Genomic DNA, 24604 nt, shown 5'->3' with positions numbered 1-24604 from the left:
CCGAGATCGCAATAAACATTCTAATTTTAACAGGGAGTAAAAGGCATGGATCAGCACCAGCAGTATACCGGGCTAAACCAGCAATTTATTAATGGGCAATGGCAACAGGGCACTTCATCGCGCCTGACGGACAATATCAATCCGTATACACAGGCGGTGTTACATCAGTTTCAGTGTGCCAGCCAGCAAGATGTTGATGCCGCCTATCAGGCAGCAAAAGCCGCACAAAAAGCCTGGGAAAATACCAGTCCAGCAGAAAAAATGGGCCTGATCCAAAAGCTGGCAAATGTGGTGGCTACACGTGGTGAAGAAATTATTGACTGGATTATCCAGGAATCGGGCAGTACCCGTTTAAAAGCCAGCATTGAGCTGGGCGCGGCACAGGGCATTATCCGGGAAGCTGAAACCTTTCCTTTACGCGTGAATGGTGAAATTTTGCCGACCAGCGTGCCAGATCAGCAAAGCCGGATTTATCGTAAAGCGCTGGGGGTGATTGGGGTGATCAGCCCATGGAACTTCCCTTTCCATTTAAGTATGCGTTCAGTGATTACTGCCTTGGCATTGGGTAATACCGTAGTGTTAAAACCGGCCAGTGATACACCGGTTACTGGCGGAACCTTGCTGGCCAAACTGTTTGAAGAAGCCGGTTTCCCGGCCGGTGTGCTGAATGTGGTAGCCGGTGCTGGTAGTGAAATTGGCGATTATTTTGTTGAACATGCAGTCCCTAGCCTGATTTCATTTACCGGTTCCACCGAAGTCGGCAAGCGTGTCGGGCAGCTGGCTGTGGGTGGCCGTTATATCAAGCGCATTGCGCTGGAACTTGGTGGTAATGCACCGATGGTGGTACTGGATGATGCTGATCTGGCACAAGCGGTGGACTTGACCGTGATGGGACGTTTCCTGCATCAGGGGCAAATCTGCATGAGCACCAACCGGGTGATTGTCGATGCCAAAGTATATGACCAGTTCGTCGATTTGCTGGTGCAAAAAGTAAACAGCCTCAGCATGGGTGATCCAAACGAGATGGGGACATTAATCGGCCCGATCATTAACCAGAGTCAGGTACGCAATATTGAGCGGATTATTGCCGAAGCCAAAGCCGCCGGTATTGAAATGCGGGTTGGTGGTGAAACCCAGGGCAATATTATTCCACCGCATGTGTTTATTAATGTCGATCCGCAATCAGCCTTGGCGCGTGAAGAAAGTTTTGGCCCAGTCTTGCCGGTGATTAAAGCTCAAGATGAAGCGCATGCACTGGCACTGGCCAATGACACCGAATATGGTTTATCCAGCGCCGTGTGTACCGCCAATCATGAACGTGGTGTGCAGTTTGCCTTAGGCATTGAAGCGGGCATGACCCATATTAATGACATTACCGTAGATGATCAGCCACACGCGCCATTTGGGGGCGAGAAAAATTCCGGTCTGGGCCGTTTCAATGGTCACTGGATTATTGAGGAATTTACCCGCACCCATTGGGTGACCGTACAAACCAAACCGAAAGCCTATCCGGTATAAGGTTTTTCATACAGGCTGATGATCGGGAAACGCAACGCTTTCCGGATCATCAGCACTGTCATCCAATCTATAACTTTAGTCTAGCGCTACAAAAAATGATCAAAAAGCATTTTACAGGGCGGTAAAATTCAAACATAATCAACCAACCAGTTGATTGTATTGTAACAATGGAGTGTTTATGAACAGTAATAATCAGGGATCATTAAAAGGTTTACGTATTTTAGATTTGACCCATGCACTGGCCGGACCATTTTGTTCGCAAATGCTAGCAGATCATGGCGCAGATGTAATCAAGGTTGAGCCACTCGAAGGTGATTTCTTCCGTAAAATGGGACCTTTTCGTGCTGATGATAAAGACCGTTTCTTTGGCGGGCTGTTCCAGTCGTGTAACCGCAATAAACGCTCAATTGCCTTAAATCTGAAAAATGCTGAAGGTCGTGATGCCTTGCTGGAACTGGTAAAAAACGCCGATGGTCTGGTGGAAAACTACCGTGCCGGTGTGCTGGAAAAAATGGGGCTGGGCTACGAAGATTTAAAGAAAGTAAATCCGCGTCTTGTGTATACCTCGATTCGTGGTTTTGGTGACCGTGTGGGCGGCGAAAGTCCGTATAAAGACTGGCCAGCCTTCGATATTGTTGCACAGGCTATGGGTGGCTGGATGGGCGTAACCGGTATGGATGCCGATCATCCGGTGAAAGTCGGTGGGGGTGCCGGAGATACCGTATCGGGTTTATTTGCTGCATTTGGAACCGTATCGGCGCTGTTACATGCTAAAAATACCGGTTTGGGCCAGTATGTCGATGTTGCCATGACCGACAGTATTCTTGCATTATCTGAAATTGTGGTCAGCCAGTTCTCTTATCGCGGCGTATCGGCCAGTCCGGTGGGTAACGGTATTCCGGGGCTTGCACCTTTTGGTACCATTAAAGTCAAAGATGGGGTGATTGCCATTGCCGCACCGCATGATCCGCAGTTCCATTTACTCTGTGATCTGCTTGGCTGTCCTGAATTAAAAACCAAGCCTGAATATTTAAATGAAGGTCTGCGTTGGGACAACCATGAGGCTTTAAATGCTGAAATTGAAAAATACACCAGCCAGAAAACCAAGCAGGAATTAAAAGAACTGTTTGGTGGCCGGGTACCTTTCAGCCCAATTTATACCGGTGAAGAAATCTTTAAGGATGAACATTTTGCGGCCCGTAATATGTTACCGCAAGTTGAACATCCGGGGACAGCCGAGCTGACCGCAGTACCCGGCATTCCAGTGAAGATGTCACTGACCCCAGGTGAAGTACGTGTGCGTGCGCCAAAACTGGGTGAACATACCCGTGAAATTCTGAATGAACTGGGTTGGGATAATGCCCGTATTAGCAGTTTAATGGATTCTGGTATCCTGTTTGCTGCCTAAATAAAAATAATACTGAGATAAAACAATGGTCTATCTAGATCATTGTTTTTCTTTTATACAACGATATGATAGATTACATAGTTGTAACAAATCGCTAAAATCAATTATAATATAACCAAACAGTTGGTTGAATATTGTGTTTTATATTCAGCAGAAAATTTAAAACCATTCATATCATTTTTTTATTGAAGTACGTTTTAGTTATTCGCCAGAATATTTTAATCACGCTTTCAAAATTTAGGATAGTCAAATGCCCATGGAAAAAAACGGTCTTGCTCTTGCAACCGATGCAGAGCCAGATAGCGCTATTTTAAAGCCAAAACCGCGTAAACGCCGTGCCAATACAGAAGCTCGCCATGAAGACAAGCGTTTGCTGATTTTAAAGACTGCTGCAGAACTGTTTGCGACACAGGGCTATGAAGCGACTTCTCTGGACCTGATTGCCGAGCATGTGGGCATTCATAAGGCTACGCTATATCACTACATTACCAACAAAGAAACCATTTTATATGAATGTCTGCTTACCTCGTTTAAAGATCTGGATATTCTGATTGAAGAAATGAAAAATACCGAGGTCTGTGTGTTTGACCGTTTGCGTAAATTCGCGACGCAACTGGCAATTGCACAGAATAACGTATTTGGACGTTGTCTGATTCTGGTTGGTGCACGACCGCTGGATAGTGGTTACGGTAATGAAATTAAAGACTTCCAGCGCCGTCTGGAGCTGACCGTACGTGAATTGGTCGAAGAAGGGATTGCGGACGGTAAAATTAAACCGCGTTCTTCACGTTTATTCTCTGCGATGCTGTTTGGTGCCTTGAACTGGGTGCCACGCTGGTATAAAGAGGGTCGTGGTGAAGACATTACTGAAATTGTCGATGTATTTATGTCGACGCTGATTGATGGTATTCGTGCTTAAATCTATTCACGAAATACTCTTCAATATTAATAAGCCCGGTTTTAACCGGGTTTTTTAGTTTTATATCTATTTCATCTGCTGTTGAGATGTGTCAGTCCGGAGATGCAAACCCAGCAGAGATCAACTCATTTACGCTATATTTCCATTGAATCAGATCAAGCCTGACTTGCATCTATTTATGCTGATTCAAACTTGCGAGAAGAATTTAGATATAAAAATCAAGCATAAAAAATAGGTAGAATTCTCCTTGGAAAATCCTACCTGTTGCAGGTTGTGATGGCTTACATCGAGCGGGCAATCACATCTTTCAGGGTTTCGTTTGAGCCACCATAAATACGGGCCACACGTGCATCCATATACAGCTGGGCAATTGGATACTCGGTACAGTAACCATAACCACCAAATAGCTGTAAGCAGCGGTCAATAATTTCACACTGTTTTTGTGAACCCCACCATTTGGCCATCATGGCATCATTGGGTTGCAGGTCTTTACCATCGACCAGGTCTTTCACAATATTGTCAATAAACACACGGCCAACACGCGCTTCAGTCAAACATTCGGCCAGTTCAAATTTGGTGTTCTGGAAATCCCATAAGGTGCGGCCTAACATTTTACGGTTTTTGGCGTGTTCGACAGTCATTTCAATGGCGCGTTCTGCACAGGCAATCCCGACAATACCAATCGACAGGCGTTCACGGGTAAATACATCCATCAGCTGGAAGAAGCCTTTGCCTTCTTCGCCACCAATCAGGTTTTCGGCTGGAACGCGTGCATCATCCAGGAAAATTTCCGCGGTATTCAGGGCATTTTGACCAATTTTGTCGATGATATTGTTGACCTTAAAGCCCGGACATTTGTCCTTTTCGACCATAAACAGGGAAATCCCGTGTGCGCCAGAACCCGATTCACCGGTACGCGCAGCCACTAAGACTAAATCAGCCTGATCGCCCAAAGTACAGAAGGTTTTGGAACCATTCAGCACATATTCATCACCTTCACGGCGTGCAGTGGTACGTAATGCTTTTACGTCCGTACCGGCATCCGGCTCGGTAATCGCTACGGCAATCATTTTCTTACCGGCAGCAATATCTGGCATCCATTTTAATAACTGTTCATGAGTAGCAGTTCCGTGGAAAAAGCCCGGGCTGTTGAGTGCACCTGGAATAAAACCAAAGGTGGTATCGCAAATACGCGCCTGTTCTTCCATCACCACCACTTCATGGGCAAAAGACGCACCCAAACCGCCGTATTCTTCTGGAATACTCATACAGAGCAGGCCGAGTTCGCCGGCTTTTTCCCAGACATCACGGTCAATGTAATGCTGTTTACGGAATTTTTCTGCTTTGGGTGCAACTTCTTCTTCAAAAAAACGGCGTGCGGTCACACGTAATTGATCCAGTTCTTCTGTCATCCATGGTGAGCGGTATCCATAAATCATGGTGTATCCCTTCTTTGTTCTCTCATTTAACTGTTCTTTAGAGCAGTTTTCGCTGTTTAAATTAGCGCGCAAACTGCCCGTATTTATGCATGAAGCCTAGTTTTCACAATTATATTTAATTTGTCAACCAACAAGTTGGTTGGTTTTAATAAAAATTCAACCAACAAGTTGGTTGACATTTGTGAAATTCAAAATTACATTGATGAGGAAATCAATTAGGTTCCAGTTTTTAAACCAACAAACTGGAATCTGAACAGCAGACAAAGGATGTCGAATCAATAGTTGCACTATTGATGTAAGGAAAAGCAGGGTGGGAGTGAGCTGGTACATGCCAAAGCACCACCGCGCCGCTGCTCCCAGACATCAGACAGATATGTTTAGACGTATCACGATTACAGAAAGGGAATTAAGCATGCCAAAAATTGTGAAAGTTGAATGTTTTCCAGTTTCAACCCCATTAAAAAAGCCAGTCATCATGCCAAATACACGCATCACCTCGATTGATAGCGTGGTGTTAAAAATTACTGCAGATGATGGTACGGTGGGCATTTCGGACTCAGGTGATACGTCATCCTGGTATCGTGGTGAACTGCAAGAATCAATTATTGCCATGATTACCCGCGTGATTGCACCACGTATTCTGATTGGTGAAGACCCGCGCAATATTGAAAAAATTGTGGCGAAAATGGATTTGCTGGTCCGTGATAACAACCAGGCCAAAGCCACTGTCGATTTCGCTTTGCACGATTTAAAAGGCAAACTGTTGGGTGTACCAGTTTATGAATTATTAGGTGGCCGGACGACAGAAGGTTCGCGTCAGGGCTGGGTGCTGTCTGCCGGTAAACCGGAAGATGTAGCCGCTGAAGCCGACAAAGCCAAAAAACTCGGCTTTGAACTGTTCAAGATGAAAATTGGTCACGGCACCTTGCAAGACGATATTGATATGGTACACGCGGTGCGTGATACGGTTGGCCCAGATGCAGTCTTGACCATTGATGCCAACGGCTTCTGGAGCTATGAAAAAGCTCTGCATGTGATCCGTCGTATTGATTCTGCCGGTCTGGACTTAATTGAGCAGCCGCTACCACATTGGGATATTGAAGGCATGGCACGTTTACGTGCCCAGGTGAAAACCCCGATTTATGCCGATGAATCTGCACAAGAACTGCATAACCTGAAAGAAATTATTGATCGCCGCGCGGCCGATGGTCTGTTCATTAAACTGCAAAAAGCTGGTGGTCTGGTTAAAGCACAGCGCTGGTTAACCATGGCGCGTCTGGCCGGCTTACCGGTACATTGCGGCTGTATGATTGGTTCCGGTCTGGAGCACAGCCCGGCAGCACACTTATGGGTTGCTAATGAATGGGCATCGCAAGGCCTGAACGAATCGATTGGACCATTACTGATTCATGGCACCATGGAAAGTAAAAATATTAAAGCCGGTACTGATATTGCCCTGAACATTCCAAAATTTGAAAATGGCATGTGCTATCCGAACGAAGGTCCGGGTTATGGCATTGATCTGAATGAAGCCTTCCTGATTAGTAACAAAACTGCCGGTGTACAAGGCCGTAGCGTTGAGATTGGTCGAGAGGAAGTCGCATAATGCACCGCAGCGGACCATTATCGCATTTGACCGTGGTGGAATTTGCAGGTCTTGGACCTGCACCTTTTGCCGGCATGTTACTGGCCGATCAGGGCGCGCGCGTCATCCGTATTGATCGACCGGTCAAGCTGGGTAAAAAAGAGGGCATGGCCGCCTTAACCGCACGGGATAGCGATGTACTCGCACGCGGCCGTGAATCAATTGCGCTGGATTTAAAACAGCCAGAGGCGATTGAAATTGCCCTTAAATTAATTGAAAAAGCCGACATCCTGATTGAAGGTTTCCGTCCGGGTGTCATGGAAAAACTCGGTTTAGGCCCGGACATCTGCCTGGCGCGTAATCCGAAACTGGTGTATGGTCGGGTCACTGGCTGGGGCCAGACCGGGCCGTTGGCACAGAGCGCCGGACACGATATTAACTATATTGCCTTAACCGGTGCTTTACATTCAACCGCACGTGCCGATGGTCAGCCAACACCAACACCGGGTTTTATTGGTGACTTTGGTGGCGGTGGCATGCTGTTGGCCTATGGCGTTCTGGCAGCAGTATCTCATGCCCAGCAGAGCGGTGAAGGTCAGGTGGTGGATGCGGCCATTACGGAAGGTGCAGCGTTATTAACTGCATTAATTCAGGGCTGGCACTCAGTCGGCTTATGGAATGCGCAGGCCGGCACCAATAATGGCGATGGTGGTGCACATTTTTATGACACCTATCGCTGTGCCGATGGCAAATACATTTCAATTGGCCCGATGGAACCGCAGTTTTATCAGCAGTTTCTCGACAAGATGGGCCTGCTTGAAGATGCCGACTTTCAGGCACAGTGGAAGCAGCAGCAATGGCCGCAGTTAAAACAGCGTCTAGCTGAACTGTTCCAGCAGCAGAGCCGTGCGCATTGGTGCGACCTGTTTGAAGGAACCGATGCCTGCTTCGCACCGGTACTCAGTCTGGCTGAAGCACCGCTGCATCCACACAATGTGGCCCGCGGCAGCTATAGCCAGGTGAACAATATTACCCAGCCAAGCCCGGCGCCAAAATTTAGCAAAACCACGGTGGCGCAGTGTCAGCCGGTTAACCCGGTGGCGGCCAATACCCAGGCGATTTTAACCGAGCTGGACTATAGCCCAGAGCAGATTAATGCGCTGCTGGTGACTGCAGCCCAGCAACTTTAAGCAGGTGGCTTGAGTAAAAAAACGTTCCAATCTTCATTTTGAAATTATTCCGATAGTTTTGAAATAACCAGGATGCTGAAAAACAATGATGTGCATTCAGCAAGACAAAAAGCTGAAAATAAAGTGAGAAACAGGATGACTCAACACACAGCTGAACGTATGGAAGTTCAGAATTTTATCGACAGTATTCCATTATCACGGTTACAAAAAGTTATTATTGTGCTGTGTTTCCTCGTTGCAGCCATGGATGGATTTGATATTGCTGCAGTTGGATTTATTGCGCCCGCCCTGATTGCAGAATGGTCGCTTAGCCCGGCAGATCTGGCACCGCTGTTTTTATCGGGTGTCTTTGGTTTAATGCTCGGTGCATTTATGTTTGGTCCGTTGGCTGACAAATTTGGCCGTAAGCGGATCATTATCTGGAGCGTGATTATTTTTGGTATTGGTACCTTAATTTCTGCATTTTCTCCAAACCTGACCACACTGGTGATACTGCGCTTTTTAACCGGCCTCGGTTTAGGTGGCGCCATGCCAAATGCGGTCACTATTACCTCGGAATATTGCCCAACCTCTAGACGTTCGACCCTGGTGACCGTGATGTTCTGTGGTTATACCATGGGTGCCGCCGCAGGTGGTTTACTGTCTGGACAGCTGATTCAGCTGGTAGGCTGGCAAGGGATTTTAATTATTGGTGGTCTGGCTCCGCTGTTGACCTTACCATTCTTGTATTATTTCATGCCTGAATCTTTACGCTTCATGGTCTTGAACAAATTTTCCAAAGAGAAAATTGATACAGTTATTCGCAAGATGGCACCAAAAGGCCAGGTTATTCCTGAACTGGTGGCTTCTGTTACCGAAAAGCAGAACGTGAGTGTCCGTGAACTGTTCAGTAAAGACTATTTTGCCGGTACCTTATTGTTCTGGTGTGCCTTTACCATGGGCTCGATCATCATCTACATGATTTCAAGCTGGATGCCGACCATCCTGAAAAATGAAGGCTTTGACTTGCAAAGTGCGTCCTGGATTACTTCTGCCTTCCAGATTGGCGGTACTGTGGGCGCCCTGGTGATTGCCTTCTTTATGGATAAAATCGGCCAGAGCCGTGTATTGACCATCTCTTATGTGGTGGGTGCATTCTGTGTACTGTTACTCAGCACGGGCGTTTCAAACTTAAGCACAATGCTGATTGTACTGGGTATCTTTGGTATTGGTGCCGGAATTAGTGGCTCGCATGTCGGTATTCATGTGTTCTGCTCAAGCTACTACCCAACCCATTGCCGTTCAACTGGCGTCAGCTGGGCAGGTGGTGCCGGCCGTTTAGGTTCATTTATTGGCTCGGGCGCGGTGGGCTGGCTGATGGTATCAGGCCTGTCAGGTGAGCAGATTGTCAACTTGCTGACCATTCCAGCATTCCTGGCAGCATTCTCAATGTTTATGATTACGCGTCTGATGAAAAAAAAGCAGAAAACCCAGATGGTGAGTTTGGAAAAAGCTAAGGCCTGATTTCACAATTAAGCACAACCTTCTGGGAAGCCAATAATTTGAGTCGTCAGATTATTGGCTTTTTTATATCTGGAAGATGGAGAGTGGATGATGGCGCTGAAAGAGATGACCGGGAGATCAGGAGACTTTGATTAAATACTTTTGATCGATTTAAATATCTTCATAAGCTGGCCAGGATCATTTTTAGACTGAACCAGAGATTTAAAAAGAAGGTATGAACCCAATCTGTTGATGCGGGTTTTGATATATTCTCCCTCCTCTAAATCTTCTACAACAGATGCAGACTGAGCAGGTTTTTATGACTGAGTATCTTGCTTTAATCATCATTTTTTATCATTACAGATACTTAAATAAAAAAACGTTCATCACTTCTTTTATCAAAGCACTGTCGGTTTTGGGAAAAGATTTCAATTAAAAAAGAAAAATATTGCGCATCGACCAACACTGAAAATTTGGCTTTAACTTGGTGATTGATCCTGTTGAAGGATTAAATCTCTTTCTTAAACGATGAGCTTATCGGGGTAAGTGATCGCGTATTGAAAGGATTGATCACTCATTTCCATCGATCTCAATCTTTTGCCGGTGGGTCATCTCCACTGCGGCGCTGTGACGCTAGGAATTGCTTATCATCTATCAACATCAATAACGGTTTAAGTCTGGAATTTACAGTTTTTATTTTTTCTCAGCGAACAACTGCGCTGAATACACTATTTAAAATGAACAAATAAAAACCGGCCTTTAAAAGCCGGTTTTCTCATGAAATGTCATCTGTTTAGTGCATCATCTTAACCCTAGCGGGATAAGGTTGGGTAAGCCGCACGATCCTGTATATTTTGATAGGCCAAAAATAAACTGATGGTGATGGCAATCAGGGTGGTCAGACTAATATTCTGCAAAATATTAAACGGCAGGAAGAACAGAATGATCCCCATCACAAAGCCGGTCAGAAACTGGACACAACCCATTAAGGCACTGGCTAGACCGGCCTGACTGGACTGGCTATGCAGTACAATCGCAATTGAGTTGGGGCCGGTAATCCCAATCCCGCCAATTAACAGAAACAGCCCCAGCATAATCACATATAAATTGGGGAAATTCAGCCAGGCACACAGATTGATCATGACAATTCCGCTCAGCTGAATAAAACAGCCACCTTTAAACAGCTGATACACGGTAAAGGAGCGAATCAGGCGTTTATTCATGGAGGAAAATACAATCAGGCTAAATGCATTAATTGCAAATAAATAGACAAAGGTCTGTTTGGATAAGCCTAGAAAATCAATAAACAGGTTGGAAGATGCGCTTAAATAACAGTAAATAATGCCATAGGAACAGGCGCCGGCCAGCATTGGCAGGCTAAAGGTTGGTGACTGACACAGTTTTAGATAGCTATACAAAATACGCTTAAAAGGCACCACATGGCGTTTGTCTACGGGTAAGGTTTCCTGAAAATACAAATGCACCAAAATCAAGGTCAGCACGCCAATAAGGGTCAGTAAATAAAAAATACTGGACCAGTGAAAATATTGAATCAGCAACACCCCGAAGGCAGGGGCCAGTACCGGTGCTAGCCCCATCACCAGCAACATGCTGGAAAATACCTGCGCCGATTCGCGAATATCCAGCCGATCCCGAATGGCAGCGCGGGCAATGACCACACCGGCACAGCCTCCGAGTGCTTGAAATACCCGGCAGATTAGCAAGACCGTTTCATTGGGCGCCAAGGCACAGCACAGACTGGCCACAATATACAGCGCCAGCCCGAAATATAAGGGTGGTTTCCGGCCAAAGCGGTCACTTAAAGGCCCATAAAATAACTGCCCACAGGCCAGACCCAGAAAATAGGCCGCCAGAGTATTGGCCACATGCTGGGTGGTTACCCCATATTCCTGGGCAATGATGGGTAAGGCTGGCAAATACATATCGGTCGATAAGGAGCTGAAAGCCGTTAACAAGGTCAGTAACAGCAGCCAGCCCCGCGAATAGGCGCGCGCGTGTTGAGTATCATCCATGAGTGCAAGATTCCTTCAAGTAAGTGGAGGATCGGCCTGATCCACTATTTCAGTCTTTATCTCAACTTGCTGGCCCACTATTGCAGCCGTTTCAGTGGGCGTTTTACAACAATGTGGATGTTTATTTGAAATTTCAATCAATAAATTACATATTTGATTGTTGTATCGACATCCACTTTTGCGATAAAAAATTAATCATTTCTTGTTAAATCAATGAATTAAGTTTTATTTACTGGTCGAGAAGACTGAAATATTATTTTGCTAATAAATCTATCAAACGGTTGTTTGAAAAACAAGAATTCATTATGATTCTGTGAATGGATGAAATTAAACCAGCGCAGGCTGTTTTGTGGGGTCGCACCGTTGAGAAAACCGTGTGGAGCAGCACAGCCCGCGTGCTGAAAAAATGAAAAGGACAATAAGGAGTTTGTATGCACTCACCTGAAACGCAACCAAGGAAGTCTCTGTATTATCAATATAAGGTCTATCCTTATTTTCATAGCACCAGCGATACCACCGCACAGCCGGACAGTGTGACCATTGTCGGGGCGGGGCCAATTGGTATGTCGACTGCGCTGCTGCTGGCCAAGCAGGGGATTTCAGTAATTTTACTGTCGGCAGAACAACAACTGTCTGAAGGCAGCCGTGCACTGGTTTATACCAAACGCTCAATGGAAATTTTACATGCTACCGGTGCGGCTGAAAAAATCATGCAAAAAGCACTGCCGTGGACGCATGGTAATTCTATTTATAAAGGTCAGGTGGCGTTTCGCATGGCATCGCCTGTACATGAGCATGACCAGTTCGCCCCTTTAAATAACCTGCAGCAAAACTGGCTGGAAGATTATTTGCTGCAAGCCATTGAGCAGCATGACAATATTGAAGTGCGTTGGGGCAATAAAGTGGTCGCACAGCAGCAGGTAGATGACTGTGTCACTTTAACCTTGCATACCCCAGAAGGAGAATATAAGCACCATGCCAAATGGGTGGTTGCGGCAGATGGCGGCCGTTCATTTATGCGTGAAAGTATGAACCTGCGTATGGAAGGGGCCAGCTATGAAGGCAAATTTGTAATTGCTGACATCCGCATTAAACTGGATTATCCGACCGAGCGTCTGGCCTTTTTCTCACCGGACTGGAATCCGGGCAATACCATCTTGATGCACCGTGAACCGGATGATATCTGGCGTTTTGACTATCAGCTGGATCCGAACATTAGCCCTGAAGAAGCGCTGTTACCAGAAAACCTGAATAAAGCGGTCAATGACCAGTTAAAAATGATTGGTAAAGATCATTTAAGCTGGGAAATGGACTGGAGCACAGTCTATTCCGCGCGTGCTTTAACCTTAAGCAATTATGTACATAACCGGGTGATTTTTGTGGGTGATGCGGCCCATCTGTTGCCAATTTTTGGGGTACGTGGTGCCAATACCGGTTTTCAGGATGCTTTTGATTTAGCCTGGAAGCTGGCCGCTGTGATTCAGGGCTGGGCGTCTGAGAAATTACTGGAAAGTTATACTTTCGACCGGGTGGGTGCAGCGCGGGAAATTATTGCTGAAGCCAGCAAATCAACCCGTTTTATGGCGCCTCCTACAGAAGGTTTCCGTTTGCTGCGTAATGCGGTGCTGTCATTGTCTTTAGAGCATGAGTTTGTACGACCTTTATATCATTGGCGGACTTCACGACCACATGCCTATACCCATTCACCGCTGAACAGCCAGCAGGATGATAATGCCCAGATGGCGGAACAGACTGAAAATGGTGCCTTGTTCCCGAATCTGAAATTGGACAATGGTCAGTATTTATATGATGTCATTACCGGTCAGTTTACTGTGCTGATACTGGCAGAAAAGGGTCAGTTAAGTGCAGCGTTAAGTGAAGAAATTGCCCAGTTAAAACAGCAGCTGCCCGTACAGCTGATTGCACTGACACTAGATGGACAGGAGGCCAGCGCGGCAGACCAGAGCGTTGCCATCAATGCGCAGCTTGCCGCCGAGCGTTTCTGTGGCGATGTCGGCAGTATTTATCTGGTACGACCGGATCATCATATTAATGGACGCTGGTTAAGCTATCAGCCAGGGCAAATTTCAGCAGTTTTTGAACAATTCAGCACAAGCAAGGAAGGTGTGTAATGCGTGATATTGCGATTCAGGAATTAGAGCAGGTCTATGACTATCTGGCAGAAAGTATTGATCGGGTTGCACCGGAAAAACGCGAACTGTTTTTGGTCAAACTGGCACTTTTAAGTGCCAATAGTATTCAGGATGGTTCAGCTTTTATCCAGCTGATTAATCAGGCCAAAGTTTTTGAAGACTAATATGAGATTAGCCTTTGCAAACTAGGTTTTAAAATAAAGTCAGGATTGGCCGCACTCCGTTTTATACCGGGTGCGGCAGTTTTAAAAGGATTTAAGATGGTTTGATGCTTATGACCACAGTGACATTAATCTCAAATACAGATGCGCATTTAACGCGTCTACAAGCCGCGGATTATCTGGCGCATGTTTTACCCATAAAAACAGCAAGGCAATGGCTGGCGTATTTAAATGAAAATGCACGCTTAAAACATAGAAGCAAAATTGATTATATTAAAAAAGGCACCTGTTCCTTTTATAGCTATGCGGCGTTAAATAATTTTATTGAACAGGAAAATCAGCGGATATTTCGCCAGTATCAGCATTTAATCCAGCGTCATTCTCCGGTGGTTGCACCGCAGCAAGCTTTCTGTGCTGTGTCTCATCATCAGGCACATACAAATGATTATATTCGTTTTGAAGTTGATGGGCAGAACAAAGTAGTGTTTGAATTACCACTTGAGCAGGTCAAAACCCTGATCCAGAAGTTAAAAGGATTGCATCCGGTACTGACTTAATAGGGAGGCCGCGTTTCGATCCAGCAAATGTTCACTGCCATGTAGGCAGCTTAGAAAAGCAAATCCGCTATTTGGTAAACGTGAACATGGTTCACTGCCATGTAGGCAGCTTAGGAAGTTGACCTCGTAGCGAATCCCCAATGGTGAGAGTTCACTGCCATATAGGCAGCTTAGAAATTTGTTAATTTCACCATGTTTAGCATAATCAAGTTCACTGCCATATAGGCAGCTTAGAAATCCCAAAAGCGCGAATACTTTGTGATGCCTGCGTTCACTGCCATATAGGCAGCTTAAAAATATTTAAAATGATTCATTCAGAAAGGGGGCTAGAAGAGTTTATGCTGAAAATTTATGGTGTTAAGCAAAATTAGTTTAAGAGAGTTCCTTTTTTAACAAATACTTAGTATCTTATCTCAACCATAAATGGGGGAAATATAATGAAAAAATTAATTTTAGCTTTAGCTATCGGGGTTATTTCTACTGCTGCAGTTGCTGAAAAACCATTAACTTTTAGTAAAGGATCGCCTGCTGTAATCGGTACCAGTCCAGATTATGTACATCATGAAAGCAGCTCTCAAATAAATAATACAAATCAATTTTCTATTGCGCTTGGCTATGCCGGATCAAAGTTAGGCTCTGATGAATTTCTCGGAACCGAATCTTTTGATGGCTTATTTGTGAATGCTGCTTATCAGGTACATCCTAAAGCCAGCCTTTGGGCAGAGTATATGTTCCAAAGTTCAGATATTGACTACAATCAATTTGCATTCGGTTATAAATACAAATTTCTGGAAAGCGCAAAGTTGTATTCGGCAGCATCATTAGGTCTTGGCTATAGCTGGCTTGATGAAAGCGAAACCGATCCTGATTTTGGACGCGTAAGCGTTGAATTAGAATATTTCACAATTCCGGCAGCGCTGGAGGTAGGGTATAAAGTATCTCCACAGGTTGATATGTTTGGTGCATTTGGCTATCAATGGATGTTCAACCGAGATGCCAAAGTGTGCTTCGAGGGTGAGTGTGTAGCGGGTAATGCCGATGAGCTGGATTTAAATGGAGTAACTTATAAAGCGGGTATTCGATACCATTTCTAAAACAAGCCGTCTTCGGGCGGTTTCTTCTTGGTTTTTTTGAACACCAAACTTAGCAGCTGATCCTTGTTTGTTGATCCTCACTTTAGATCAGCAGCGTCTAAAATCACCCAAAATAAAACCGGAGCATTGCCCCGGTTTTATTCTTCATCTATTTATTCTTCTAATAGACTTCTTAACATCCAGGCAGTTTTTTCATGTACTTCCAGCCGTTGGGTTAGTACATCCGCAGTTGGCTGGTCATTGGCTTCTTCCACCACATCAAAAATACTGCGTGCGGTCCGTGCAACTGTTTCATGGGCACGAACCAATAACTCCACCATTTCATTGGCTTTTGGTACACCTTCGACTTCTTCAATTGATGCCAGTTTCACAAATTCTTTATAGGTACCCGGTGCCGGAAAACCCAGCGCACGAATCCGCTCGGCAATAACATCCAGCGCATTCCATTGCTCGGTATATTGGGTCATAAACATGGTGTGCAGACTGTTAAACTGCGGCCCGGTCACGTTCCAGTGGAAATTATGGGTCATTAAATACAGGGTATAACTGTCGGCCAGAAGTCGGGAAAGTCCTTCAACAATTTTGGCCCGATTATCTTCAGAAATACCAATATCAATATGCATCGATGCTTTTTTCATTTTCGCCATGAGTCGCTCCCAAAGCTTGTCGTTATAAGGAATCAGATGATCAACATACATGAATGTAGCACAGTTGCGGCTGCAAAAAGATTGCAGATGGTAGTAATACTGTATAAGCATCATCACCAGAAATCAGATGAATTTTGAAGATGCTGAAAACGCGCAGATCAGGAGATAGAAAAGTCAATTTGAACAGGGAAGATGAGATAGGATGGATGATCTGCCAGAAATAAATGAAGAATGAGGCCGGCTCATTCTTCATCAGGGATGGAGCACTTAGTTCAATTTTTCATGCTGGATACTGTCACGATAATAGCGACAACCTTTATACAGCAGGAATACGCCAATCACACCGGCCACTGCATTGACAATTGAAATCGAGTTGCCAACCATCAGTGTGTTTTCAAAATAGTTATCGGTAATTAAAGCCACAGCCGTAGTACCCACACCCAAGGCAATCAGGTTGGAGATCAGCAGGAATTTGGCAGAAACCTGAGCACGGAGCTGGTTGGGGGTCAGCATTTGTGTCGCGGCAGCCGAGGCTGGAATCGGGAAGGTCGAGAAGAACATCGCCACAAAAATCAGTGCAAACGATAAGTACAGATTATCTACCTGGGTAAACAGCACACTTGGAATAATCAGCGCTGCACAGCCCAAAGCACCGGCACGAATGGCAGCATCGCTATAGCCACGTTTGGAGAAAAAGTCGATGAGCCAGCCGCAGAACAGCGCCCCCGCCGTATTCGCCACCAGAATAATACAGCCCAGGACATAACCGGTCTGACTGGCATCGAGACCAAAATGACGCATGTAATAGGCCGGTGCCCAGCCTAATAACGAATACAGCATCATGGTGTAGAAAGAGAAGCCAATAAAATGACAGAAGAAGGTTTTCTTGTGCAATTTAATAAAAGCCACCGAGTTCTTAAATGAGGCTTTAACGACTTCACCATCCTGACCGACTTTCACACCTTTACGGCTGGGTTCACGTACGGTCAGAATCATCACCAGGGCCAATAAAACACCTGGTAAACCGACAATAAAGAAAGTCAGTTGCCAGGTTTTTAATTCACCAATTATTGGCAATACCACAAAATCGACTTCTTTTAATAAGCCAATCACGTAGCCGCCAATCAGGAAGGCCAGACCAGAACCAATAAAGGCACCAATCGCATAAACACCTAAAGCACGGCCAAGTTTTTCTTTCGGGAACAGGTCAGCCACAATCGAGTAGAAGGCAGGTGACAGGGCCGCTTCACCGGCGCCGACACTTAAACGTGCTAAAAACAGAATTATCAGATTCATATTTGTAAACAGGGACACCTCGACACATTGCATATTCAGGCAGAAATGCGTAAAGATACCAATGATGTTATGGCGCACCAGTTGGCCGGGCAGTTAAAAGCCCAGATTAAAACCATGGTGGGCATTAGCGTGACGGTGGATGTGTTGCCGGAAGGCAGCCTGCCACGCTCAGAAGGTAAGGCGCAGCGGGTATTTGATATCCGAAAGTCTGCATAGGTTCAGTGGGCGATTGACTGCGGTCAATTGCCCTCACAAACAGGGTGTGAATACATCGCAATGAATCCAAAATTAAAACAAAGTATTGATGATTTTATTCAGCATGAAGCCTTAAGTGGCACATCGCTGATTATGACCGTATTTGGTGACTGTATTTTTCATCGCGGTGGGATTATCAGTCTGGCCAGCCTGATCCAGCTGATGGATGTGTTTGGCCTGAATGAACGTTCGGTACGTACCGCCGTATTTCGTCTGGTACAAAACGGCTGGCTGGTGTCGGAAAAAATTGGCCGCACCAGTTATTACCGTATTACCGAAAACAGCCGTCAGCGTTTTATTATGGCGGACCAGAAAATTTACAGCTTCCAGCACAAGGAATGGGATCAGAAATGGGATCTGGTACTGCTCAGTTCGGTCGAGCTGGAAAATAAAGCCATTTTAAAGAAAGAACTGGAATGGCTCGGTTTTGCCAATATTGCCACCAACGTGATGGCTTATCCGGGTTGTGATCATCTGAAACTGCAAAATCTGCTACTGAATCTGCAAATGACCGATCAGGTGGTGATCTTTAAAGCTGAAACCTTGCAGTTATGGCAGGAGTCGTATCCAACCATTAAACGCATGGTGGCAACCAACTGGCCGGTGCCTGAACTGCATCAGCGTTATGAAAAATTCATGGGTGATTTCCGTGAATTTCTGAATCTGGTTGATGCCGAAGATGAACTGGACCCGGTACAGGCCTTCCAGATCCGGATTTTGCTGATTCATCAGTATCGCCGGATTTTGCTGAAAGATCCGAACCTGCCGTTTGAGCTGCTACCATCGGACTGGTTATCGCTGAATGCACGCAACTTAAGTAGCAACCTGTATCAGCGTGTGGTCAGTGCCGGAGAAGAATTCTTTATGGAACTGGCGCGCACGTCGGAAGGTTCAATGCCACCGGCGCATCCGCAATTCTTGAAGCGTTTTGGCGGTATTAAAATAGAAGAACCCAGCTCATTGGCTTGAGTCTATTCATAGAGCTTCCTTGCTTCGTGGCGGGGAAGCATCTACTCCGCTTATTTTAAAGGAATAAAATATGCCGTGTTACTCCATTGATGGTGTGATTCCTGTGGTGCATCCACAGGCTTATGTGCATCCAACTGCTGTACTTATTGGCGATGTGATTATTGAAGCCGGGGCTTATATTGGCCCATTTGCTGCCTTACGTGCCGACTTTGGCCGGATTCATATTCAGCAAAATGCCAATGTGCAGGATTCCTGTACCGTGCATGGTTTTCCAGACAGCGTGACGCTGGTAGAAGAATATGGCCATATCGGACATGAGGCAATTTTGCATGGCTGCATCATTCGTAAAAACGTACTGGTTGGCATGAATAGCGTGATTTTGGATGAAGCGGAAATTGGTGAAAATACCATTATTGGCGCCAACAGTACCGTGAAAGCCAAAGCCCAGATTCCGGCCAATGTCCTGGCACTTGGCAGTCCGGCTAAGGTGGTGCGGCCACTGGAAGACAAGGAAATTGCCTGGAAACGTCATGGCACCCAGCAATATATTGAACTGACTGCACGCTGTCTGCAGAGCATGCACGAGGTCGAGCCATTACCTGAACAAACCGCTTCACGCCGTAGCTATCGTGATTTTTCTGCCGAGCATGTAATTAAAAAACACGCTTAAGTGAATATAAATAGCAGTGATCCTTAGGTATATCGCATTGTTGATCCCATAAAAAAGCGCTGAATCTATCAGCGCTTTTTCTATCTTATCTCTACATAGACCAATATTTACACGGGCGCTTCCATCAGCACCTGACCATATTGTTCGCGTAAATCTTTTTTCAGCATTTTGCCGGTCCCGCTGAGCGGAATACTGTCAACAAAAATAACCTTATCGGGAATCTGCCATTTGGCCACCTTATCGGCATAATAATCTAGTAGTTCGCTTTCGGTAATCTGGCTGTCCGGCACTTTCATGGCAATCACTACCGGACGTTCATCCCATTTTGGATGGCTGGCGGCAATCACTGCAGCCATGGCAATTTCCGGATGGCACATGGCCAGATTTTCCAGTTCTACCGATGAAATCCATTCACCACCCGATTTAATCAGGTCTTTAGAACGGTCACTAATGTGCAGGAAACCATCACTGTTCAGACTGGCAATATCGCCGGTATCGAACCAGCCATCACTGGTCAGGGCAGATTCCTCTTTGCCAAAGTAACGCTCAATAATCCAGTGGCCTTTAATCTGTAAATTGCCGGTGGTCTGGCCATCACGTGGTAGCAAGTCGGTGCCTTTTTCTGCCGAAGCCAGACGTAAATCTACCCCAAATGGTGGACGACCTTGAGACAGTCGTAACTGGGTTTTCTCTTCAGGGCTGAGCAGTTCATGCTTGGCTTTGAGCTGGTTGGCAGAACCTAGCGGACTGGTTTCGGTCATACCCCAGGCATGAATGGTGTCGCAGTTATACTGCTCTTTAAAGGTTTTTAGCATCGCCGGCGGGCAGGCCGAGCCACCAACCACATTGCGGTTCATGCTTTCCAGCGTGCTGCCAGCCTGTTTGGCTGCGGCCAGTAAACCTTGCCAGATGGTCGGCACACCCAAGGCCACCGTCACTTTATAATTATCAATGAGCTGTACCAGACTGGCACCATCCAGCCCCGGTCCCGGCAACACCAGGGTTGAGCCAACCATCGCCGCAGCATATGGCGTGCCCCAGGCATTGACATGGAACATCGGCACTACCGGCAGCATTACATCTTTGGCCGATAAATTCAGGGAGTCGGGCAGGCTGATGCCATAACTGTGCAGCAAGGTGGAACGGTGGCTGTAGAGCACGCCTTTTGGATTACCGGTGGTGCCTGAGGTGTAGCACAGGGAACTGGCCATATTCTCATCCAGTTCTGGCCAGTCAAATGTCTTGGACTGGGCGGCAATCAAATCATCATAAAACTGAACTTCAGGCAATTTTTCCCGGACCGCATCATCCGGTGCATCCAGACAGATAAAATGCTCCACCTGCGGCAAATGCTGTTTTACCCCGACAATTAGCGGCAGGAAGGTTTTATCAAAAATCACCACCCGGTCTTGAGCATCATTAATAATAAAAATCAGCTGTTCAGGAAACAGACGCGGGTTAATGGTGTGGCAGACCAGACCACTCCCGGAAATCGCATACCAGCTTTCCAGGTGACGATGATTGTTCCAGGCAATGGTCGCCACACGGTCACTCTGCTCTAGCCCTAAGGCTTGCAGGGCATTGGCAAAGCGTTTGGCATTCTCTGCCACAGCGGCCCAGTCAGTGCTGCTCATGCTGCCATCGGTATTTTTTGAAATGATGGGTGTATCGCCATGATAGCGTGCTGCATGTTCAATCAGCGAGCTAATTAATAACGGTTGATACATCATACGTCCAAGCATGTTGATATCCTTATTCCATTTTTTTGTTGTTTAAATAATGTCTTGTTTCTTGACTACTTTTCCGAGGCATCATTGCCGAAAAAGGCTGTTTTTTTCATCCTAAACACTTGCGTGATGAAATCAAGAGGGGATTACAAAAAATCTGTTTTGTGCAGACTTAAACCGAAAAATGCGCTAGCTAGTTGAATATAGAGTAAAAGCTTCAATAAGTATGATGAATGACGTTCAAAAGAAGTCCTTGAAATAACACTTGATCTTTTTAAAAAATGTGTTAAAAAATGAGTATAACCAATTTTGGTTATGCTTGTTTCAGGATGAAATAAGCGGCAAGAAGCTGAATGAAAAAATAATCAAAAATAGGAGTGTTAGGATGCTTCAATTATTAAAAAACTTTTTCTGCTTACATATTTATGAATATGAGCAAATGGAGGAAATTGGTGCGCATATTGAGTGTCGTAAGTGTGGGGCCAATAAATCATAGAGGGGATCAAACCAGATTCAACAAAGAAGTGGGCTAGACTCACTTCTTTTTGTTTATACACTGCATCAACATTCGCGCAGGCTCATCTCCGCCTTTAAATATTTAAATCTCATTCCAAGCTGCTTTATTTACTGCCGTTTCAGGCTAAAATCCTGTCATCTCTCTATAACTGAATGTGCACATGGCCAAAGATTTTAATGCCCCGACCTATATTGTAGATGATCAGCTCAGCGATACCTTGGCCTGGCTGTGTCAGCATCAGGACTGTTTTGATGCCTTTCATTTTGATGTCATCAAGCAGGAGCTCACGGTGTATCATGCCAATGGTGCCGATCTGATTAAACCGGGCATGTATCTGAATGCCAATTATGGCCTGTTAATTACCTCATAAAAAAAGCCCATCCAGAAGATGGGCTTTTTCGTGTGATGCGGATTAAACCGCCATCGCATCTACCGACAGTTCCTGAACGGTCGGTTTGGCTTTTTCCGCCACCAGTCCCAGTTTCTGGAACAGTTGACGGTCTTTACCTTCACCGGCATTTGGGGTGGTTAGCAGTTTTTCACCCGAGAACAGCGAGTTGGCACCGGCCATAAAAGCCAGGGCCTGATCTGAATCAGATAAAGATTCACGACCGGCAGACAGGCGGATATAACTGGTTGGCATGATAATGCGCGCCACGGCAATGGTACGAATCCATTCGGTGACATCGAGTTTTTCTACATCGGCCAGTGGTGTACCTTCAATTGGCACCAGCATGTTAATCGGTACAGATTCCGGATGAATCGGCAAGGTGGCCAGTTCATGTAACAGGCCAATCCGGTCCTGAGTATCTTCACCTAAACCGACAATACCGCCGCTACAGACTTTCATGCCGGCATTACGCACATGCTCTAGGGTATTTAAACGGTCATCGAAGCTGCGGGTACTAATAATATTGGCATAGTATTCGCGCGAAGTATCGAGGTTATGGTTGTAATAATCCAGGCCGGCATCTTTCAGGCGTTCTGCCTGAGACTGGTTCAGCATACCCAGTGTCATACAGGTTTCCAGACCCAGCGCTTTTACTTCACGCACCATTTCCAGCACATAAGGCATATCGCGTTCATGCGGATTGCGCCACGCTGCGCCCATACAAAAACGTGAAGAACCTGATTCCAGCGCTTCCTTGGCTTCCTGAATCACTTTTTCAACGGCAATACGTTTTTCAGCTTCCAGCTGTGAATCATAATGAGCCGATTGAGAGCAGTATTTGCAGTCTTCCGGGCATTTACCGGTTTTAATCGAGAGTAAGGTACTCACCTGAATGGTATTGGCAGCAAAATGCTCACGATGTACACGCTGCGCCTCAAAAACCAAATCTAAAAACGGTTGCTGATAAAGTGCCTCAATTTCTTCACGAGACCAATCATTACGTACCGGACGCATACTGCTCATAAGTCTGTCCCTAATTATCCATATTTTGCATACTGCATATTAAGCAAAAGCGGCAGACGCTTCATTAGCAAAATATGACGTAATCCAAAAACAAAGTCCACCTGAAGTGGACTTTGTTGAGCGAGGGAACATGAACTTCAGCATTATTCACGATGATTGCCGTGCATGTTCTGGTTTTGCAGATCGGCGCGATGCTGTTTATTCAGCATCCGGTCATCCTGTTCATGCTGGTTATTTTTAGGGCTATCAATAGGCCCTTGGGGTTGCTGCTGTTGCTGTTTTAAATGTTCAGTCTGCTGTTCAAGTTCCTGCTTTTGCTGTTGTTTCTGCTGCTGTTGGTTTTTATGATGCGTTTGCATAATAAATTCCTCCTGATGACAACATCTTTTCTGTTGGATTCCTCTATTGAGCCACAATTCAGTACCACGCGCTGTAGGGCTTGTGTGGGGATCTGTGAGCTCAGGTAAAGAAATGAAAAATTATGCAGATTTGGTCAACTGCTCCTGAATGGCCCAGTCGATATGCACATTCACCACCTCATCATGCAGCGTTTTGGCCTGTTGCAGCTGGGCAATAATATCTGCGGAATAAGGCGCATTGCCCAGACCAATCGCAATATTGCGTTTAAAACTCTGATAACCGGTCCGTCTGAGTGGACTGCCTTCGGTGCAGGCCAGGAAGGTGGCTTCATCCCATTGCCAGAGTTCCAGCAGGCTCATCCGGTCTAGCCCATGACGCGGGGCAAAATCATCCAGCGGAGTCAGCTGGGCAAAACTGTTCCAGGGGCAAATTAACTGGCAGTCATCACAGCCAAAAACCCGGTTGCCAATCGGCCGGCGCAACTCTTCAGGAATAATTCCCTTATATTCAATGGTTAAATAGGCAATACATTTACCAGCATCCAGCACGTAGGGCTCGACAATGGCTTTGGTCGGGCAGATGTCGATACAGGTGCTACAGGAACCGCAGTGCGCCGTGGCCGGTTCATCAAACGGCAACTCAAGCGAGCTAAACAGCTCACCTAATACAAAGAATGAGCCGGATTTTTTATGAATCAGCAGGGTATGTTTACCGGTCCAGCCCATGCCGGCACTTTCGGCCAGCGATTTTTCAAAGATCGGGGCTGAATCGGCAAAAGGGCGCGATTCAAAATCACCAACTTTGTCCCGAATTCGGCTGGCCAGAGTTTTAAGACGACCGCGCATGACTTTATGATAATCGCGGCCGCGGGCATAACGCGCAATAATGGCGCTATTGGGTGCATCTGGCACGTGTCGTGGTGTAGGCCGATCGACCAGATAATTCATGCGCACACAAATAATGCTTTTGGTGTCCGGCACCAGTAAGGCCGGGTTGGCACGTTTCTCCAGATTTTCGCCCAGAAAATGCATATCTGCCTGATAACCTTGTGCTAAATAGGCTTCCAAACGGGGTAATTCTGCTTGAGCATCGGGCCGGGCAATGACACAATCAGCAAAGCCCAGTGCTAAAGCCTGCGCTTTAATCCATGCTTTTAACTGGACGGGATCAAGTTGACTGACCGGAATATTCTGCATGGCAGGCGATGAGT

The 24604-nt window shown here is 45.9% G+C and carries 20 protein-coding genes and 2 pseudogenes; 14 read left to right on the top strand and 8 right to left on the bottom strand.

Annotated elements, in window-relative coordinates:
• Positions 1 to 45: 45 nt before the first annotated feature.
• The 3 genes from ACPEPR_RS03940 to ACPEPR_RS03930 all read left to right on the top strand — a co-directional run bounded on the left by ACPEPR_RS03940 (position 46) and on the right by ACPEPR_RS03930 (position 3845).
• Complete coding sequence (locus ACPEPR_RS03940; RefSeq protein ID WP_286423077.1) at positions 46 to 1518, top strand: aldehyde dehydrogenase family protein; 1473 nt, start codon at positions 46 to 48, stop codon at positions 1516 to 1518.
• 178 nt (positions 1519 to 1696) lie between these two features.
• A complete protein-coding gene (locus tag ACPEPR_RS03935; RefSeq protein ID WP_160241391.1) occupies positions 1697 to 2926 on the top strand; it encodes a CaiB/BaiF CoA transferase family protein in 1230 nt (409 codons plus the stop codon).
• 250 nt (positions 2927 to 3176) lie between these two features.
• Complete coding sequence (locus ACPEPR_RS03930; RefSeq protein ID WP_160241390.1) at positions 3177 to 3845, top strand: TetR/AcrR family transcriptional regulator; 669 nt, start codon at positions 3177 to 3179, stop codon at positions 3843 to 3845.
• A 281-nt stretch (positions 3846 to 4126) separates the two neighbouring features.
• Here the strand turns inward: ACPEPR_RS03930 and ACPEPR_RS03925 are convergent, their stop codons facing one another.
• Positions 4127 to 5284, bottom strand: coding sequence for an acyl-CoA dehydrogenase family protein (locus ACPEPR_RS03925; RefSeq protein WP_216071806.1), 1158 nt, complete (start codon positions 5282 to 5284; stop codon positions 4127 to 4129).
• A gap of 412 nt (positions 5285 to 5696) precedes the next feature.
• Here ACPEPR_RS03925 and ACPEPR_RS03920 point away from each other — a divergent pair, with 412 nt between their 5' ends.
• The 3 genes from ACPEPR_RS03920 (at position 5697) to ACPEPR_RS03910 (ending at position 9562) form a co-directional block, all read left to right on the top strand.
• Positions 5697 to 6890, top strand: a complete 1194-nt coding sequence (locus tag ACPEPR_RS03920; protein ID WP_160241389.1) for a mandelate racemase/muconate lactonizing enzyme family protein — start codon at positions 5697 to 5699, stop codon at positions 6888 to 6890.
• On the top strand, positions 6890 to 8059 hold the full coding sequence (locus ACPEPR_RS03915; RefSeq protein WP_160241388.1) for a CaiB/BaiF CoA transferase family protein: 1170 nt from the start codon (positions 6890 to 6892) through the stop codon (positions 8057 to 8059). The genes ACPEPR_RS03920 and ACPEPR_RS03915 overlap by 1 nt, the downstream gene beginning before the upstream one ends.
• 135 nt (positions 8060 to 8194) lie before the next feature.
• Entirely contained in the window at positions 8195 to 9562 is a 1368-nt protein-coding gene (locus tag ACPEPR_RS03910) for an MFS transporter (protein WP_160241387.1), read from the top strand.
• Between the two features lie 791 nt (positions 9563 to 10353).
• On the opposite strand, the gene ACPEPR_RS03905 is transcribed toward ACPEPR_RS03910, so the two are convergent.
• Positions 10354 to 11574 carry a multidrug effflux MFS transporter gene (locus tag ACPEPR_RS03905; protein ID WP_160241386.1) on the bottom strand — a complete coding sequence of 407 codons (1221 nt, stop codon included), beginning with the start codon at positions 11572 to 11574 and terminating at the stop codon, positions 10354 to 10356.
• 431 nt (positions 11575 to 12005) lie between these two features.
• On the opposite strand from ACPEPR_RS03905, the gene ACPEPR_RS03900 reads away from it, so the two are divergent.
• The 4 genes from ACPEPR_RS03900 (at position 12006) to ACPEPR_RS03885 (ending at position 15539) form a co-directional block, all read left to right on the top strand.
• Positions 12006 to 13706, top strand: coding sequence for an FAD-dependent monooxygenase (locus ACPEPR_RS03900; RefSeq protein WP_168399611.1), 1701 nt, complete (start codon positions 12006 to 12008; stop codon positions 13704 to 13706).
• A complete protein-coding gene (locus tag ACPEPR_RS03895) occupies positions 13706 to 13891 on the top strand; it encodes a hypothetical protein (protein ID WP_160241384.1) in 186 nt (61 codons plus the stop codon). Before ACPEPR_RS03900 ends, ACPEPR_RS03895 begins: the two co-directional genes overlap by 1 nt.
• Before the next feature lie 110 nt (positions 13892 to 14001).
• On the top strand, positions 14002 to 14445 hold the full coding sequence (locus ACPEPR_RS03890) for a hypothetical protein (RefSeq protein WP_423561945.1): 444 nt from the start codon (positions 14002 to 14004) through the stop codon (positions 14443 to 14445).
• Positions 14446 to 14882: 437 nt separating this feature from the next.
• Positions 14883 to 15539, top strand: a complete 657-nt coding sequence (locus ACPEPR_RS03885; protein WP_104492281.1) for a hypothetical protein — start codon at positions 14883 to 14885, stop codon at positions 15537 to 15539.
• 152 nt (positions 15540 to 15691) lie between these two features.
• On the opposite strand, the gene ACPEPR_RS03880 is transcribed toward ACPEPR_RS03885, so the two are convergent.
• Positions 15692 to 16186: a Dps family protein gene (locus tag ACPEPR_RS03880; protein WP_005177343.1), complete on the bottom strand. Its 495-nt coding sequence runs from the start codon at positions 16184 to 16186 to the stop codon at positions 15692 to 15694.
• A 267-nt stretch (positions 16187 to 16453) separates the two neighbouring features.
• Positions 16454 to 17479 (bottom strand): annotated as a pseudogene (locus ACPEPR_RS03875) (MFS transporter); the annotation flags it as partial.
• Here ACPEPR_RS03875 and ACPEPR_RS03870 point away from each other — a divergent pair.
• The 3 genes and pseudogenes from ACPEPR_RS03870 to ACPEPR_RS03860 form a co-directional block, all read left to right on the top strand.
• Positions 17468 to 17698, top strand: a pseudogene (locus ACPEPR_RS03870) (phenylacetate--CoA ligase); the annotation flags it as partial. The pseudogenes ACPEPR_RS03875 and ACPEPR_RS03870 sit on opposite strands and share 12 nt — an antisense overlap.
• Positions 17699 to 17758: 60 nt before the next feature.
• Complete coding sequence (gene paaX / locus ACPEPR_RS03865) at positions 17759 to 18706, top strand: phenylacetic acid degradation operon negative regulatory protein PaaX (protein ID WP_168393930.1); 948 nt, start codon at positions 17759 to 17761, stop codon at positions 18704 to 18706.
• A 70-nt stretch (positions 18707 to 18776) separates the two neighbouring features.
• Positions 18777 to 19376 carry a gamma carbonic anhydrase family protein gene (locus ACPEPR_RS03860; protein ID WP_423561944.1) on the top strand — a complete coding sequence of 200 codons (600 nt, stop codon included), beginning with the start codon at positions 18777 to 18779 and terminating at the stop codon, positions 19374 to 19376.
• Between the two features lie 107 nt (positions 19377 to 19483).
• Here the strand turns inward: ACPEPR_RS03860 and ACPEPR_RS03855 are convergent, their stop codons facing one another.
• Complete coding sequence (locus ACPEPR_RS03855) at positions 19484 to 21118, bottom strand: long-chain-fatty-acid--CoA ligase (RefSeq protein ID WP_163170044.1); 1635 nt, start codon at positions 21116 to 21118, stop codon at positions 19484 to 19486.
• A 662-nt stretch (positions 21119 to 21780) separates the two neighbouring features.
• Between ACPEPR_RS03855 and ACPEPR_RS03850 the strand changes: the two genes are divergently transcribed.
• The gene (locus ACPEPR_RS03850; protein WP_075166751.1) at positions 21781 to 21990 is read left to right on the top strand and encodes a hypothetical protein; all 210 of its coding nucleotides are present in this window, start codon (positions 21781 to 21783) and stop codon (positions 21988 to 21990) included.
• Between the two features lie 42 nt (positions 21991 to 22032).
• Here the strand turns inward: ACPEPR_RS03850 and bioB are convergent, their stop codons facing one another.
• The 3 genes from bioB to queG form a co-directional block, all read right to left on the bottom strand.
• The gene (bioB, locus tag ACPEPR_RS03845; protein WP_016658258.1) at positions 22033 to 23034 is read right to left on the bottom strand and encodes a biotin synthase BioB; all 1002 of its coding nucleotides are present in this window, start codon (positions 23032 to 23034) and stop codon (positions 22033 to 22035) included.
• A 143-nt stretch (positions 23035 to 23177) separates the two neighbouring features.
• Entirely contained in the window at positions 23178 to 23393 is a 216-nt protein-coding gene (locus tag ACPEPR_RS03840) for a hypothetical protein (RefSeq protein ID WP_005177388.1), read from the bottom strand.
• A 120-nt stretch (positions 23394 to 23513) separates the two neighbouring features.
• Positions 23514 to 24590 (bottom strand): tRNA epoxyqueuosine(34) reductase QueG, encoded by a 1077-nt coding sequence (gene queG, locus ACPEPR_RS03835; protein WP_423562018.1) that lies wholly within the window; start codon positions 24588 to 24590, stop codon positions 23514 to 23516.
• Positions 24591 to 24604 lie beyond the last annotated feature (14 nt).

The sequence above is a fragment of the Acinetobacter sp. AND/436 genome (assembly GCF_049546925.1).
In the GTDB taxonomy this organism is placed as follows: domain Bacteria; phylum Pseudomonadota; class Gammaproteobacteria; order Pseudomonadales; family Moraxellaceae; genus Acinetobacter; species Acinetobacter indicus.
This window is presented reverse-complemented; position numbering and strand designations above follow the sequence as displayed.